The 15,732-nt window shown below is 58.7% G+C and carries 16 protein-coding genes; 9 read left to right on the forward strand and 7 right to left on the reverse strand.

Features of this window, described 5'->3' with window-relative positions:
* The first annotated feature begins 13 nt into the window (after positions 1-13).
* Together panC and panD are read left to right on the forward strand one after the other, a co-directional pair.
* On the forward strand, positions 14-868 hold the full coding sequence (gene panC, locus MHZ89_RS11190) for a pantoate--beta-alanine ligase (RefSeq protein WP_311783058.1): 855 nt from the start codon (positions 14-16) through the stop codon (positions 866-868).
* Positions 869-908: 40 nt separating this feature from the next.
* Entirely contained in the window at positions 909-1,289 is a 381-nt protein-coding gene (panD, locus tag MHZ89_RS11195; RefSeq protein ID WP_033793535.1) for an aspartate 1-decarboxylase, read from the forward strand.
* Between the two features lie 205 nt (positions 1,290-1,494).
* On the opposite strand, the gene MHZ89_RS11200 is transcribed toward panD, so the two are convergent.
* The 3 genes from MHZ89_RS11200 to hpt form a co-directional block, all read right to left on the reverse strand.
* Positions 1,495-2,265 carry an ABC transporter permease gene (locus MHZ89_RS11200; protein ID WP_311783059.1) on the reverse strand — a complete coding sequence of 257 codons (771 nt, stop codon included), beginning with the start codon at positions 2,263-2,265 and terminating at the stop codon, positions 1,495-1,497.
* Positions 2,262-3,185 carry an ABC transporter ATP-binding protein gene (locus MHZ89_RS11205; protein ID WP_311783060.1) on the reverse strand — a complete coding sequence of 308 codons (924 nt, stop codon included), beginning with the start codon at positions 3,183-3,185 and terminating at the stop codon, positions 2,262-2,264. Before MHZ89_RS11205 ends, MHZ89_RS11200 begins: the two co-directional genes overlap by 4 nt.
* Before the next feature lie 223 nt (positions 3,186-3,408).
* On the reverse strand, positions 3,409-3,945 hold the full coding sequence (hpt, locus tag MHZ89_RS11210) for a hypoxanthine phosphoribosyltransferase (protein ID WP_120455789.1): 537 nt from the start codon (positions 3,943-3,945) through the stop codon (positions 3,409-3,411).
* Positions 3,946-4,216: 271 nt separating this feature from the next.
* On the opposite strand from hpt, the gene MHZ89_RS11215 reads away from it, so the two are divergent.
* Positions 4,217-5,500 carry a cystathionine gamma-synthase family protein gene (locus MHZ89_RS11215; RefSeq protein WP_311783061.1) on the forward strand — a complete coding sequence of 428 codons (1,284 nt, stop codon included), beginning with the start codon at positions 4,217-4,219 and terminating at the stop codon, positions 5,498-5,500.
* On the opposite strand, the gene cueO is transcribed toward MHZ89_RS11215, so the two are convergent.
* The gene (cueO, locus tag MHZ89_RS11220) at positions 5,501-7,117 is read right to left on the reverse strand and encodes a multicopper oxidase CueO (protein ID WP_311783062.1); all 1,617 of its coding nucleotides are present in this window, start codon (positions 7,115-7,117) and stop codon (positions 5,501-5,503) included.
* Between the two features lie 180 nt (positions 7,118-7,297).
* Between cueO and MHZ89_RS11225 the strand changes: the two genes are divergently transcribed.
* The 3 genes from MHZ89_RS11225 to speD all read left to right on the forward strand — a co-directional run bounded on the left by MHZ89_RS11225 (position 7,298) and on the right by speD (position 9,443).
* Positions 7,298-7,645: a YacC family pilotin-like protein gene (locus MHZ89_RS11225; RefSeq protein WP_081138496.1), complete on the forward strand. Its 348-nt coding sequence runs from the start codon at positions 7,298-7,300 to the stop codon at positions 7,643-7,645.
* A 104-nt stretch (positions 7,646-7,749) separates the two neighbouring features.
* Complete coding sequence (gene speE / locus MHZ89_RS11230) at positions 7,750-8,619, forward strand: polyamine aminopropyltransferase (protein ID WP_311783063.1); 870 nt, start codon at positions 7,750-7,752, stop codon at positions 8,617-8,619.
* Between the two features lie 14 nt (positions 8,620-8,633).
* Positions 8,634-9,443: an adenosylmethionine decarboxylase gene (gene speD, locus MHZ89_RS11235; RefSeq protein ID WP_126688998.1), complete on the forward strand. Its 810-nt coding sequence runs from the start codon at positions 8,634-8,636 to the stop codon at positions 9,441-9,443.
* A gap of 43 nt (positions 9,444-9,486) precedes the next feature.
* On the opposite strand, the gene MHZ89_RS11240 is transcribed toward speD, so the two are convergent.
* From MHZ89_RS11240 to dtnK, 3 genes are read right to left on the reverse strand one after another with little or no spacing between them, the layout of a single operon-like run.
* On the reverse strand, positions 9,487-10,248 hold the full coding sequence (locus MHZ89_RS11240; protein WP_120455779.1) for a DeoR/GlpR family DNA-binding transcription regulator: 762 nt from the start codon (positions 10,246-10,248) through the stop codon (positions 9,487-9,489).
* A 6-nt stretch (positions 10,249-10,254) separates the two neighbouring features.
* Positions 10,255-11,235 carry a D-threonate 4-phosphate dehydrogenase gene (locus MHZ89_RS11245; protein ID WP_311783064.1) on the reverse strand — a complete coding sequence of 327 codons (981 nt, stop codon included), beginning with the start codon at positions 11,233-11,235 and terminating at the stop codon, positions 10,255-10,257.
* The gene (gene dtnK, locus MHZ89_RS11250) at positions 11,228-12,487 is read right to left on the reverse strand and encodes a D-threonate kinase (protein ID WP_311783065.1); all 1,260 of its coding nucleotides are present in this window, start codon (positions 12,485-12,487) and stop codon (positions 11,228-11,230) included. Before dtnK ends, MHZ89_RS11245 begins: the two co-directional genes overlap by 8 nt.
* A gap of 189 nt (positions 12,488-12,676) precedes the next feature.
* On the opposite strand from dtnK, the gene MHZ89_RS11255 reads away from it, so the two are divergent.
* The 3 genes from MHZ89_RS11255 to MHZ89_RS11265 are packed head-to-tail and all read left to right on the forward strand — an operon-like array spanning position 12,677 to position 15,732.
* Positions 12,677-13,825 carry an iron-containing alcohol dehydrogenase gene (locus MHZ89_RS11255; protein WP_311783066.1) on the forward strand — a complete coding sequence of 383 codons (1,149 nt, stop codon included), beginning with the start codon at positions 12,677-12,679 and terminating at the stop codon, positions 13,823-13,825.
* A 10-nt stretch (positions 13,826-13,835) separates the two neighbouring features.
* Positions 13,836-14,720 carry a dihydrodipicolinate synthase family protein gene (locus MHZ89_RS11260; RefSeq protein WP_311783067.1) on the forward strand — a complete coding sequence of 295 codons (885 nt, stop codon included), beginning with the start codon at positions 13,836-13,838 and terminating at the stop codon, positions 14,718-14,720.
* Between the two features lie 58 nt (positions 14,721-14,778).
* Positions 14,779-15,732, forward strand: a complete 954-nt coding sequence (locus tag MHZ89_RS11265; protein WP_311783068.1) for a phosphoglycerate dehydrogenase — start codon at positions 14,779-14,781, stop codon at positions 15,730-15,732.

Here is a 15,732-nt window from a genome sequence, read left to right on the forward strand (position 1 = left end):
CAGGAGCCTTACCGTGTTGATCATTGAAACGCTGCCGATGTTGCGTCGTGAAATTCGCCGCTGGCGGCAGGAAGGAAAACGCATCGCGCTGGTGCCGACCATGGGCAATCTGCATGACGGTCATCTGACGCTGGTCGATGAAGCGCGCGAGCGCGGCGATATCGTGGTGGTCTCGATTTTCGTCAACCCGATGCAGTTCGATCGCGCCGACGATCTGGCGCGCTATCCGCGTACGCTGCAGGAGGACTGCGAGAAGCTTAACCGCCGCAGCGTCGATGTGGTGTTCGCGCCTGCGCCCGCGGAAGTTTACCCTCACGGGCTGGAGAATCAGACCTTCGTCGAGGTGCCCGGCCTCTCGTCGCTGCTGGAAGGCGCAAGCCGTCCCGGCCATTTTCGCGGCGTCGCCACTATCGTCAGCAAGCTGTTTAATCTGGTGCAGCCCGATATCGCCTGTTTCGGCGAGAAGGATTTTCAGCAGCTGGCGATTATCCGCAAGATGGTCGCGGATATGGGCTTTGACATTGAGATTGTCGGCGTGCCAACGGTGCGCGCCAAAGACGGCCTGGCGCTCAGCTCGCGCAACGGCTATCTCAGCGACGACGAGCGTCAGCTCGCGCCTGCGCTGGCGCAGGTGATGAACGGCATGGCGGCGCGCCTCGCCAATGGCGAACGCCATATCGAAGAGATTATCGAGGCCGCCGAAGCGGAACTCAGCGAGAAAGGGTTGCGCCCGGACGGGCTTGCGATTTGCGACGCCGACACGCTGGAGCCGCTGACGGTAGAGAGCCGACGCGCGGTGATCCTGATGGCGGCATGGCTGGGCAAAGCGCGTCTTATTGATAATCAACAGGTCGACCTTACGCAGTAAGCGAGGTCGTTTTCAGGCAGAACAATAAGGTGTTTCGGTTATGATTCGTACCGTTTTACAGGGCAAGCTGCACCGCGTGAAAGTGACCCAGGCGGATTTGCACTATGAAGGTTCCTGCGCCATCGATCAGGATTTCCTCGACGCGTCTGGCATCCTGCAATATGAAGCCATTGATATCTATAACGTCACCAACGGGCAGCGTTTTTCCACCTACGCTATCGCCGCCGAACGCGGTTCGAAAATTATTTCGGTGAACGGCGCGGCAGCGCGCTGCGCCTGCGAAGGCGATATCCTGATTATCTGTTCTTACGTGCAGGTTGAGGATGCGGAAGCGCGCCAGTGGCAGCCGAAAGTCGCCTATTTCGAAGGCGATAATGAGATGAAGCGTCTGGCGAAAGCGCTGCCGGTGCAGGTTGCCTGAGGTTAACGCGCGTAGCGGAGAGCGCGTTGGGGGATGGCGCCTGCGCGGGCGACATAACCCGCTATTCCAGACGGCTCAATGCTGAAGCCTGGGTAACAGGGGCCGAGCGAGCAAAGATGCCTTGAGCGACTTTGCGATCGACCCTGTTACCCGCACCCTCTCTCAGCGCTAAACGGAAGCAGCCATCTGGCTGCTTCTTTGCTTATCAGGTGCGCAGGCCGCGTCCGCGCTGGATCAGCCTGTAGACCAGAATATAAAACACCAGGATAAAGGCGATCAGCACCGACAGGGTAAACACCAGCGGCACATCATTAATGCCGAGGAAGCCGAAGCGGAAACCGCTGATCATATAGACCACAGGGTTGAGCTTCGATACCGCCTGCCAGAAGGGCGGCAGCAGCGTCAGCGAATAGAACACCCCGCCCAGATAGGTCAGCGGCGTCAGCACGAAAGTCGGGATCAGGCTGATATCGTCAAAGGTACGCGCAAACACCGCATTCAGCAGACCAGCCAGCGAAAAAAGAATCGCCGTCAGCAGCAGCGTCAGCGCCACCATTGGCCAGGAGTGGACGTGGAACGGCACGAAGAAGAGCGAAATCGCCGTGACCAGCACCCCAACGCAGAGACCGCGCGCCACGCCGCCGCCGACATAACCGGCGATGATAATATGCGTCGGCACCGGTGCCACCAGCAGCTCTTCAATATTGCGCTGAAACTTGGCGCTGAAGAACGACGAGGCGACGTTAGCGTAGGCGTTGGTGATCACCGCCATCATAATCAGACCCGGCACGATAAACTGCATATAGCTGAAGCCATGCATATCACCGATGCGCGAACCGATCAGGTTGCCGAAAATAATAAAATAGAGCGTCATGGTGATCACCGGCGGCACCAGCGTCTGGATCCAGATGCGGGCGAAACGGTTGATCTCCTTGGCCCAGATACTCTTCAGCGCCACCCAGTACAAATGTGTCATGCTTTCACTCCTTTGCCCTGCACCAGGCTGACAAACAGCTCTTCCAGACGGTTCGCTTTATTACGCATGCTCAGTACCTGCACGCCCTGCGCGCTGAGCTGGCCGAAAACGCTGTTCAGGCCCTGCTCGCGCATCACTTCGACTTCCAGCGTCGAGGCATCCACCAGGCGATACTGAAACCCTTCCAGCGTCGGCGGCGCGCTGCCCGGCGCGAGATCGAGAATAAAGGTTTCCGACTGCAACTTGGCCAGCAGCCCCTTCATTGAGGTGTTCTCTACCAGCTCGCCGCTCTGGATAATGCCGATGTTACGACACAGCATTTCCGCTTCTTCAAGATAGTGCGTCGTCAGAATAATAGTGGTGCCCTTTTCATTCAGTTCCTTGAGGAAGGTCCACATAGAGCGACGAAGCTCAATATCCACACCCGCCGTCGGTTCGTCGAGGATCAGCAGTTTCGGCTCGTGCATCAGCGCGCGAGCGATCATCAGACGACGCTTCATCCCGCCGGAGAGCATCCGCGCACGCTCGTTGCGTTTACCCCAGAGATCGAGCTGGGTCAGATACTTCTCCGCGCGCTGCTGCGCCTCGCGGCGCTCAACGCCGTAATAGCCTGCCTGGTTGACCACAATCTGCATCACGGTCTCAAAGGGGTTGAAGTTAAACTCCTGCGGCACCAGGCCGAGCTGGCGTTTGGCGTTGACGACATCTTTCTCAAGGTCGTAACCGAACACGCGCACGCTGCCGCCTGATTTGTTTACCAGCGAACTGATAATGCCGATAGTGGTGGATTTACCTGCGCCGTTTGGCCCCAGCAGCGCATAAAAATCGCCGGCTTCGACGTTAAGATCTATGCCTTTCAGCGCCTGTACGCCGCCGGAATAGGTCTTGGTCAGCCGGGAAAGTTCCAGTGCATAAGTCATTCCGAATCCATATCCTGTTTTAATGTCGGTGTGTCGCGATGGACATAGCGAGTCGCTGGCTGACGCGATGTCGCCGCAACGTTGCTACTTATGATGAGCCACCCTGAGCGTAAAATCTTCCTGGATGGACACTTTTTTGCGGAGGTGAAGGCTGAACTCCTGAACCGGAGCACAGCCTACACCAGGCCGACGCAGTCAGCCTTGGAAGATTGTGCGGTCAGGCTCAGGATTCGAGCGGTACCACTTTACCGATATAGGGCAGATGACGATAACGCTGGGCGTAGTCGATGCCGAAGCCGACCACGAACTCGTCAGGAATGGCGAAGCCGACATATTCTACCTTCACGTCGACTTCACGACGCTCGGGCTTATCCAGCAGCGTGCAGATGGCGAGGGATTTCGGCTCGCGCAGACGCAGGATCTCGCGCACCTTGCTCAGCGTGTTGCCGGAGTCGATGATATCTTCCACAATCAGCACATCTTTGCCGCGAATATCTTCATCGAGATCCTTCAGAATTTTCACGTCACGCGAGCTGGACATGCCGCTGCCGTAGCTGGAGGCGGTCATAAAATCGACTTCATGGGGCACCTCGACGGCGCGGCAGAGATCGGCCATAAACATAAAGGAGCCGCGCAGCAGCCCGACCAGCACCATCTCGCTGCCGCTGTCGCGATAGCGCTCGGAAATCTCTTTACCCAGTTCGGCAATGCGCGTTGCGATCGCCTCTTCGGAAATCATCACTTCAACAGTATGTTTCAAAACCTGTACTTCTCGTTGATTTTAAAGGGATCGTCCATCCTCAGCAGCGGATGAACAGAGAGAACCCGCTCAGACCTGAGCGGGTAGCGATTCGCAGGAGAGTATCACAGCTTGTCAGACGCGGCGAGATGCAGCGCCGCACCGCTGGCGGCTTCCTGATGAGCGGAAGCTATAAACTTAGAACTTTCCGGCCTTTAACAGAACAAATCGCTACATGATAGCCTGTGGTCAACATATCGTTATCTTACCTCTGCGCTGAGCAGGAGATCCCATGTCTGACCACTCCAGTAAAAAAACCCATATCGGCGAGCGCAAGCTGCATCCGGAAACCCAGATGCTCAACTACGGCTACGATCCGCGTCTGTCGGAAGGCGCGGTCAAACCGCCGGTATTCCTGACGTCGACTTTTGTCTTTAACAGCGCCGAAGAGGGACGCGATTTCTTTGATTACGTGGCGGGACGGCGCGAGCCGCCGGCAGGCAAAAGCAGCGGTCTGGTCTATTCGCGCTTTAATCATCCCAACAGTGAAATCGTTGAAGATCGTCTGGCGATATATGAAGAGGCGGAGAGCTGCGCCCTGTTCTCATCCGGCATGTCGGCCATCTCCACTACCCTGCTGACCTTTGCGCGTCCCGGTGACGTAATCCTCCACTCGCAGCCGCTTTACGGCGGCACCGAGACGCTGCTGAGCAAAACCCTGCATAACCTCAATATTGAGCCGGTGGGCTTCAGCGACGGCACTGATGAAGAAAAAGTGCGCGCAGCTGCGCAGCAGGCGCTGAGCCTGGGACGCGTAGCGCTGATCCTGATTGAGACGCCTGCCAACCCCACCAACAGCCTGGTCGATATTGCGCTGATTGCGCGTATCGCCGATGAGATCGGCCAGCAGCAGGGATCGCGTCCGGTTGTCGCCTGCGACAATACGCTGCTCGGGCCGCTGTTTCAGCGCCCGCTGAATTTTGGTGCCGATCTGTCGCTCTATTCGCTGACCAAATATGTCGGCGGCCACTCCGATCTGATCGCCGGGGCGGCAATGGGCAGCAAGGCGCTGATTACCCAAATACGCGCGCTGCGCAGCGCCATTGGTACCCAGCTCGATCCGCACTCCAGCTGGATGATCGGCCGTTCGCTGGAGACGCTGTCGCTGCGCATGGAGAAAGCCTGGCAGAACGCCGAAGCGGTAGCGGCCTTTTTACGCAGCCATGAAAAGGTGGCGAAGCTACAGTGGCTGCCCTATCTCGATGAGAACAGCGCCGAAGGCCGCACCTTCCGCCAGCAGTGCAGCGGCGCTGGTTCGACCTTCTCGTTTGATATTGTCGGCGGGCAGCCCGCTGCGTTCCGCTTTCTTAACGCGCTGGCGCTGTTTAAGCAGGCGGTGAGTCTCGGCGGCACCGAGTCGCTTGCCAGCCATCCCGGCAGCACCACTCACTCTGGCGTGCCGGAGGCGGTCAGGCAGCGTATCGGCATCAGCGACGCCACCATTCGCCTCTCGATTGGCATCGAGAACGCCGGCGATCTGGTGGAAGATATCCGGCTGGCGCTGGAGAAAGCCTGATTAGCCGACGGTGAAGCCCAGCATCATGCCGGTATCCTCATGCTCCAGCAGATGACAGTGCGCCATATAGGCGTGTTCGGCGGCGGCGCGGTGGTCAAAGCGCACCAGCACTTCGCTGCGCCAGCCGTTGACATTGACCATATCCTTCCAGCCCTGGCGGTGCGGCGCAGGCGGCTTGCCGTTTTCTGAAAGAATGCGGAACTGCGTGCCGTGAATATGGAAGGGATGCAGCATCTTGTCCCCTTCGCCGGAGATGGTCCACTTCTCCAGCTGGCCGGGCGTAACGTTGAACATCGGCTTCGTCATATTAAAGGCCTGGCCGTTGATCTTATTGCCGTTATGGAAGTCGTAGCCCGCTTTAGCGCTATGCGACTCGGGCATCGACATATCATGACCGCCCATCGCCGACATATCATGATCGCCCATCGCCATCTTGTCGTGGCTGCCGTTCTCCGATGACATGGCGTGATGCCCGCCCATATTGCCCATCGCTTTATCGCCGTAGCGCTGCATCAGCGCCGCCATGCCCTGCTGATCGAGCTGCGGATCCATCATCAGCTGCAGCCAGCGCGCGTTAGCGCCTTCTGCGGAGGGAACCGGCGGCAGCTGCACCAGCGTGTCGGGCAGCGTGGCGCTCGCCATCACGCGCAGCGGCAGGATCTGCACCAGCGGTAGCGGCTGATCGAACGGCGCCAGCGTCATGCCCATCTGCTCTACCGGCAGCGTCACGATATCGAAGCTTTTGCCGTCGGAAGTATCGACCATCACCTCGAAACGTTCGCCCGGCAGCAGCGGCAGCGACGCTACTTTCACCGGCTCCGCCAGCAGTCCGCCGTCGCTGCCGATAACATAGAGCGGACGGTTATCGCTGGCGGCGATATGCAGAGAGCGCGCATTGCAGCCGTTTAGCAGGCGCAGGCGCAACCAGCCGCGCGGCACCGCCTGCTGCGGATACTGTACGCCGTTAGTCAGCATCATATCGCCGAACCAGCCGACCGCGGCGCTCATGATATCGAGCTGGTAGTCGATGCGGCTGCCGTCCTGAGTGAGCCGCTTGTCCTGGAAGATCAGCGGCACATCGTCCGAGCCCCACTGCGTCGGCAGCCGTAGCTTGTCGGTCTCATCGTCCTGCAGCAGGATCAACCCTGCCAGGCCTTGCGCCACCTGATGGCCGGTTTTGCCATGCAGATGTGGATGGAACCAGCAGGTCGCGGCGGGCTGATCGGGCGTAAAGCTGACCTGCCGCGTCGCGCCGGGTTCGATACGCGCCATCGGCCCGCCGTCGACGTCGCCGGGGATCGCCAGCCCGTGCCAGTGCAGCGTCGTCGCTTCCGGTAGCTGGTTATTGATATTAACCGTCGCCGTTTTGCCGCGCCGCAGCACAATGGCCGGCCCCAGCAAGCTGCCGTTGTAGCCCCATGTCGCCACATTCTTGCCCTGCCACTGGCTGGTGCCGGTCATGGCGGTGATCTGGATCTGGCCGCGCGGATCGGGTTCCAGTCTTGAAGGAACCGGCAGCAGCGGGCGACTGGCCGCCATCAGGGAGCGGCTCCAGATCGGCAGCGCCCCGGCTGCGCTCAGCGCTGCGGTCAGTTTAAGAAAATGGCGACGATGCATAGCTTATTCATCCGTGTGATAAGGGAACCACAGCCTAAACCCTTCCCCTGCGGGAGGGTCAAGTCTTGATAGCGGAAACGCCTGAAAAAAGTGCTGGGGCGGGCTTTCCGCGGCAAAATAATCGGAATCCTGCCAGTCACTGTGCTATCGTCACATGATGATTAATGAATGAGAACCACTATGAAGAAAAGCATCAGGATCCTGTTACTGGCAGGACTCTTTGGCTTCTCCTCCACCAGTTTTGCCCTGAGCGAATCCGAAGCAGAAGATCTGGCCGATCTTACCGCCGTATTTGTTTATCTGAAAAACGATTGCGGCTATCAGGATCTCCCTGATGCGCAAATCCGCAAGGCTCTGGTGTTTTTCGCCCAGCAGAACCGCTGGGATTTAAGCAATTACGCCACTTACAATATGAAAGCGCTTGGCGAAGCGAGCTATAAAGATCTGAGCGGCATCGCCATCACCAACGACAAGAAGTGCAAGTCGCTGGCGCGCGACTCTCTTAGCCTGCTCGCCTACGTTAAATAAGCCGCAGCCCGCCTTCTGCCGATCATTTGACCGTGCATGCACGGTCACTCCTGGTTATCATGTGCCGCTCTTTTCATGGCGAAGTCATCAGAGAGGAGCCCACCATGGCGCAAAAAGAGATGTGGTATGAAACCCTTCATGCCGGTTTCGGACAATATTTCACGGTCGACAAAACGCTTTACCGGGAAAAGACCGCGCATCAGGACTTAATTATCTTCGAAAACGCGCAGATGGGCCGCGTAATGGCGCTGGACGGCGTGGTGCAGACCACCGAGCGCGACGAATTCATCTATCACGAAATGATGACGCATGTGCCGCTGCTGGCACACGGCGCGGCGAAGCGCGTGCTGATTATCGGCGGCGGCGACGGCGCGATGCTGCGCGAGGTGTCGCGTCACGCCCAGCTGGAAAGCATTACCATGGTCGAGATTGACGCCGGCGTGGTGACCTTCTGCCAGCAATATCTGCCTGAACATAGCCAGGGCGCTTATAACGATCCGCGTCTCAACCTGGTGATCGACGACGGCGTAAATTTCGTTAACCAGACCCAGGAAAAGTTCGACGTGATCATTTCCGACTGCACCGATCCTGTCGGTCCGGGCGAGAGTCTGTTCACCTCGGAATTTTACGCTGGCTGCAAAAGCGCGCTGAATCCCGGCGGCATTTTCGTGGCACAGAACGGTGTCTGTTTTCTGCAGCAAGAGGAAGCGGTCAACAGCCATCGCAAACTCAGCCACTATTTCGCCGACGTCAGTTTTTACCAGGCGGCGATCCCCACCTATTACGGCGGGATCATGACCTTCGCCTGGGCAAGCGATAATCCGGCGCTGCGTCAGCTTGATGTCGCCACGCTTCAAGCGCGTTTCGCTGCGGCTGGCCTGGCGTGCCGCTACTACAATCCGGCTATCCACGCTGGTAGTTTCGCGCTGCCGCAATATCTGCTTAACGCCCTGTCCACTGAACAGCCTGTATAAGGAGGTGAACCAAATTGCAAAAGCTTAAACTGCATGGCTTCAACAACCTGACCAAAAGCCTGAGTTTTTGTATTTACGATATTTGTTATGCGAATACTGAAGCCGAGCGCGATGGCTATATCGCCTATATCGACGAGCAGTACAACGCCAACCGTCTGACCGAAATCCTGACGGAAACCTGTGCGATCATCGGGGCGAACGTGCTGAATATCGCGCGCCAGGACTATGAGCCGCAGGGCGCCAGCGTCACCATTCTGGTGAGCGAAGAGCCGATCGATCCTAAAGATATCGACAACTCGGAACATCCCGGCCCGCTGCCGAACTCCGTCGTCGCGCACCTGGATAAAAGCCATATCTGCGTGCACACCTACCCGGAAAGCCACCCTGAAGGGGGACTCTGCACCTTCCGCGCCGATATTGAAGTCTCAACCTGCGGCGTGATTTCCCCGCTGAAGGCGCTGAACTACCTGATCCACCAGCTGGAATCCGATATTGTCACCGTCGACTACCGCGTGCGCGGTTTTACCCGCGATGTGAACGGCGTGAAGCACTTTATCGACCATGAAATTAACTCGATCCAGAACTTTATGTCGGAAGATATGAAGGCGATGTATGACATGGTGGACGTAAACGTTTATCAGGAAAATATCTTTCACACCAAGATGTTGCTGAAAGAGTTCGACCTGAAACACTATCTGTTTAATACCCGTCCTGAAGATCTCAGCCCGGCGGAACATAAGCGTATTACCGACCTGCTGTGGAAGGAGATGCGCGAGATTTACTACGGCCGCAATATTCCGGCTGTGGGGTTGAAGACGTTTTAGTCGTATGCGCGCTGTGAGCAACAGCGCGCTCTCTGGCCCATCTCTACTCCGTCAGCGCCAGCGCAATGCCGCGCTCGCGCAGGGTGCGACATACGTCGTCGTCTAAGCGGCTGTCGGTTACCACATCGGTCAGATCGTCTATCGCCGCGGCGCAGAACAGCGACCAGGAGCCATATTTGCTGCTGTCCGCCAGCAGGATGCGGCGTCGCGCATTCGCCAGCAGATCCCGCTTCAGCCCCGCCTTCTCTTCCGTCGGCGTAGTAATGCCGCGCTCAAGGCTCCAGGAGTTACAGCTGACGAAAGCGATGTCGGGATTGATGCTGCGCAGCAGACGACGCCCGTGTTCACCGACGCATGACTGGCTGGAGTCGTCGATACGGCCGCCGATAATAGTCACTTCAATCTGTTTGAATTCAGAGAGAAACAGCGCGATATGCAGATCGGCCGTGATGACGCGCAGCGGCAAATGCGTCAGCTGCCGCGCCAGCTCCAGCATGGTGGTGCCAGCGTCCAGCACCACCGCATCGCCCGACTGCACAAACGTAGCGGCGTGATGGGCAATTGCCTGCTTCTCCGCCAGGTTACGCTGCATCTTCTCCAACGTAGTGGGCTGTGCCGGAATAAAACGGTTCAGCGTGACGCCGCCGTGGCTGCGGCTAATCACCCCTTCTTTATCCAGCTTAATCAAATCACGTCGAATGGTTGCTGGCGAGGCGGAGATAGCGCTCACCAGCTGATCAACAGTCACCAGATTATGGCTTTTCAGATAGTCCATAATCTGGTCAAGGCGACTTTGTCCCTTCATATTTCCCTATGCCAGCTGCATCGCGAGTTTAATGGAGATCGCCATGCTCTCAGACTTCGCTTTACCTGTCCATGCGATATCAAAAGCGGTGCCGTGGTCCGCGGAAGTGCGGATAAACGGCAGACCGGCCGTGATATTAACGCCGTCATAAAAGCCAAGCAGTTTCAACGGGATATGTCCCTGATCGTGATACATCGCCACCACGATGTCATACTGTCCTTCCTGACACTGCAGGAAAACCGTATCGGGCGGACAGGGACCAAAAACCTCAATGCCCTGCGCCTTCATCGCCTTCACCGCAGGCGCGACGGTGGTGATCTCCTCGTCGCCGAACAGGCCGTTCTCTCCGGCATGCGGATTGACGCCCGCTACTGCGATGCGCGGCTTTTCAAAGCCGACGCGGCGCAAAAAGGTATCCGCCATGCCGATCACCGTTTCAATACGCGTACGGTTCAGCGTGTCGAGGAACTTGCGCAGTGCGATATGGGTGGTGACGTGAATGACCTTCAGCTTATCGGTATAGAGCACCATCGCGTAATCTTTGGTGTCGGTGAGATGCGCCAGCAGTTCGGTATGGCCGGGATAGAGATGGCCTGCCGAGTGCAGCGCCTCTTTATTCAGCGGCGCGGTGGCGATAGCCTGTACCTCACCCGCCAGCGCCAGTTCGGTGGCGCGCTTTACGCAGCGCCAGGCAAGATCGCCCGCCTGCTTCTGCACCACGCCTGGCTTCAGCGCATCCGGCTCGGCCAGCGGCTCGTCAATAACGTTAACGATGCCCGGCGCGAAGTGCGCCTCTTTTACGCTATCCAGCACGCGCAGCTCCACCTGCGGCGTAATATTCAGGGCAAGAATGCGACGCAGCGTTGCCGCGCATCCCACCACAACCGCCGGCGCGCCGTTAAGGTCCCCTTCCGCCAGCGCTTTGATGATGATCTCCGGGCTGATGCCCGCCGGATCGCCCATGGTCACCGCAATAATTTTACTCACTCGACATCTCCTCAATAAAACGAATGGCTGCTACCAGGGTGTTTTCGTCGCCAAAACCGCCCGCTTTGGTCATCACCGGCAGGGTAAATTCACTGTTAAGCAGGACGCCGTGAGGCACACAGCCCGCCACGATGCCCTGAATCTGAAAACCGCTGGCGCCCAGCGCCTGCGCCACCGCAATCGCCACGTCGCCGCCGGAAAGATAGAGCCCGGCGGGCCGCTGCGTGCGGCAGAGCGTCAGGGTCAGCTCGCCTAAAAAGTGGCAAATCGCCTCGCCAAGCTGCTGGCGCGTTAGCTGATGCTGCTGACAGAGCGCGTCAATCTCGTGGCGCTGATCGGCGCGCTGGCAGGTCCGAATCACCGTATGCCGACCCGCGCGCAGCGCGGCAAGCGCCTGCGCCACCCACTGCGGGCTTTCCGGCCAGCGAGGTTGCGCAAACAGCTGACGGATATCGATATCCACCAGCGCAATATCGCGCTGTGCCGCCAGCCGGGCGATCTGCTGCTGCGCGCTGGCGCTCATCGAGCCGATTACCGCCAGAACCGGCGCGGCGGCGCGTGCGGCAAGCTGCGCGCCAAGCGCGTCGCTCAGTCCGGCGGCGCCAACCAGCAGCGGCGTTTCATCAAGCTGCGCGGCGGCGGCCAGGATGCGCGCAATATCGCTCTCCTGCTCCGCATCGATCACCACAGCCCCCTGCTGTTCGGCCAGCAGCGCAGCAAAGCGATCGCTGCGCAGCGTGGCAAGATCGATCTCGCTGCCGTCGATCCCCAGCTGCGTTAATACGTGGGCGCTGACCACCGGCGTTTTCGGATCGCTGGCGTATTCGGTCTCGGTCAGCGGCACGCCGTTTACCTGCACCTCTCCGTTGCGCGTAACGCGTCCCAGCCGAGGCACTGCGGGCACAATCAGCGCCCGTTTTTTACCGCTGGCGGCCAGCGCGGCGCGCACTTCAGCGCCGACATTGCCGCGCAGCGTGGAATCGATCTTTTTAAACAGCCAGCCCTGCGTAATAAAGGCCTGGTGTCGATGCACTACAGCCTCAGTGCGTGCCGCCGCATCCTGTGCGCTGATGGCGCGACTGTCGGTGCTGATCACCCAGACGTCGGCGGCGGCGGCATCCAGCGGCGTCTCGCTGCTGAACAGCACATGGACGCGTGCGCCCGCCTGCGCCAGGCCGCTGCCCGCGTCGTTAGCGCCGGTGAAATCGTCGGCGATAACCAGCACCGGCGTTTTCCATGACCTTTGCGTCATCTTCTCTCCTGATTCGGCTGCATGCCGCTCTGTATGATTATATTCAATCACGATTGATTATATGTGAGCAAGATCAAATTAATTGAAATCGATATGCCCTATAAATTGAGGCACAGTAAGTGACAGATATCGCACTGTAATGAGCAAAACCAATCATTCAGTCCGGCTTCGCAGTAATAAGGGTATGAAATGACGATCAACAGCACAGTAATTAGCGGCTATCAGGCGCTGAACGACATTAGCTATTTGCTGAAAGGAAAAGCCAGCGCGCTGCTGGTCACTGACAAGAACATTGAAACCATTCCGGCTGTGCAGGCGCTAATCGCCCAGCTGAAACAGCATATTGCCAGCGTGAGCGTGATCAACAGCGTGCCGCCGGAACCGAGCCAGCACGATGTCGCGGCGATTCTGGCGGCGCTGCCCATGCGTGAGGTGGATCTGGTGATTGGCGTCGGCGGCGGCAGCGTGCTGGATGTCGCCAAGCTGCTGTCGGTGCTGTGCGTGGTTAACGCGCCATCTCTGGAGGCGCTGCTGGCGGGCGAAAAGCCGACCACGCGCACCACCTCGCTGTTAATCCCGACCACCGCAGGCACCGGTTCAGAAGCGACGCCGAATGCGATTCTGGCGATCCCGGAGCGCGAAACGAAAGTCGGTATTATCTCGCCGGTGATGCTGCCCGATTTCGTGGCGCTGGTGCCGGAACTGACCACCAGCATGCCGGCGCATATCGCCTCTTCAACCGGTATCGACGCCCTTTGTCATCTTATCGAATGCTTCACCGCCAAGGTTTCGAATCCGGTAAGCGACAACTACGCGCTGATTGGTATGAAAAAGCTGTTCGCCAGCCTCGAAACCGCCGCTGCAGAGCCGCATAACCTGCGCGCGCGCCTGGATATGCTCTGGGCCTCTTATTACGGCGGCGCGGCGATCGCCCATGCGGGCACGCACCTGGTGCACGCCATGTCCTATCCGCTGGGTGGCAAATATCACCTGCCACACGGCGTTGCCAACGCCATTCTGCTGGCGCCCTGCATGGCTTTTGTGCGTCCTGCCGCGGTGAGCAAATTTGCGCAGGCCTACGATCTGCTGCCCGATGCCAATCCGGCGCTGGATGACGAGGCCAAATCGCACGCGCTGGTGGACTATTTCACCGCGCTGGTTAAACGCCTGAAGCTGCCAGCCAGCCTTGAAGAGCTTGGCATCGGCCCGGATCACCTGCCCTACTTAGTGGAGGCCGCGCTCGACGTTCAACGTCTGATGAAGAACGTGCCCGCTGCCGTCAGCGCCAGCGACGTCCGTGACGTCTACCTGACGCTGTTCCCGTCACACCAGGAATAAAGAGGATTGTATGAGTCAGAAAATAACCGGCGTATTGACCGCTATCGTCACCTGCTTTGATCGGGAAGGCGCCCTGAATCCCACCGCCCAGCGCGAGCAGATAAAGCGTCAGCTGGCGGCAGGCAACGGCATCTTCTGCGGCGGCACCAACGGCGAGTTCTTTGTGCTGAACGAGCAGGAAAAAATCGCGGTCACGGAGACCTGCGTTGATGAGGTTAACGGCCGCGCGCAGGTGGTGGCGCATATCGGCGAAATCTCGACGCGCGAAACCATCCGCCTCGGCAAACAGATTGCAAAGCTGGGCGTGGATGCGGTATCGGCGATCACCCCTTACTTTGTGCCGCTCAGGCAGGAAGAGCTGATTTATCACTATCAGACCGTGGCTGACGCGCTCGACGTGCCGCTGTTCCTCTATAACATCCCGGCGCGCACTGGCAATACCCTGCAGCCCGAAACCGTACGCACCCTGGCGTCACATCCCAATATTATCGGCATTAAAGATTCGGCGGGCAGCTATGAAAGCCTGAGCGGCTTTATTAAAGCAGCGGAAGGCATTGATAACTTTAACGTCCTCAACGGCCCGGACTCGCTGATCCATCAGGGCTTCGTTGATGGCTGCTCCGCCTGTATCTCCGGCCTGGCCAACGCCGCGCCGAAAGAGATCAACGCGATCTGGGCGCGCTTCAGCGCAGGCGACATTGACGGTTCGCGCGCGGCGCAGGAAAACGTGACCGGTCTGCGTACCGATCTCTACAGCATCGGCTTCTCACCGGCCGCGGTGAAGAAAGCGGTCTCTCTGCTTGGCTACGACGTTGGCGAAAGCCGCTATGCGGTGCGTTTCAGCGCCGACGAAGAGCAAAAAATCCGTCAGGTGGTCAATCAGTACCTGAAGTAAGGCCGTCAGGGCGGCCATTGCTGCCCTTGCCTGTATCACTTAAGCACCGGGAAACGTGATGAAAGTAATCTGCACCTCGCCGTCGTTCGCCAGATATGACACGACGCCGATTGAAACCCTGAAACAGCACGGCTTTGAACTGATATCCCTGCCCGCCGACGCGCCGCCGGAAGCGCTGGCTCCGCATCTGCCGGAGACCGTGGCGATGATCGTCGCCTTCACCGAGGTGAACGAAGCGCTGCTTAACCAGGCGCCAGGGTTAAAAATTGTCTGCAAGCACGGCGTCGGCGTCGACAATATCGATCTTGACGCCACGCGCGCGCGTGGAATTTATGTCACTAACGTGCCGGACGCCAACAAGCATGCCGTCGCCGATTTCGCCTTTGCGCTGATCCTCAACAGTGCGCGTCAGGTGACGCAGGCAGCGACAGAAACGCGCGCGGGCGGCTGGCCGCGCATTTTCGCCACCGATGTTTACGGCAAAACGCTGGGCATTATCGGGCTGGGCAATATCGGCAAGCAGGTGGCGCTGCGCGCGAAAGGCTTCAACATGCGCGTCATCGCCTTTGATTTCTACCCTGACGAGACCTTTGCCGCCGAACAGGGCGTTACTTTTGTCAGCCTCGATCGGCTGACGGAGGAGAGCGATTTCATCACGCTGCATACGCCGCTGACCAACGAGACGCGCGATCTGTTCGACGCCGCGCGCCTGCGCCGCATGAAGAAAAGCGCCTTTCTGATCAATGTCTCGCGTGGCGGCGTAGTGAATGAAGCGGATCTGTTCCATGCGCTACAGGACCAGACGATCGCCGGAGCGGCGGCCGATGTGTTTGTGCAGGAGCCGCTGACGACGCACCCGCTCTTTAGCCTGCCCAGTTTTATCCCGACCTCGCATATCGCCGGTTATACCGACGGCGCTATCAGCGCCATTAGCGAACGCTGCGTGGCGCAGATTGTGCAGTGCGTCAGACAGGGCGAGCGGCCGGTAAACGTAATGAACGGGCTGGCGTAA

This window comes from Pantoea sp. ACRSB, assembly GCF_022346905.1.
Classification (GTDB): Bacteria; Pseudomonadota; Gammaproteobacteria; order Enterobacterales; family Enterobacteriaceae; genus Pantoea; species Pantoea piersonii.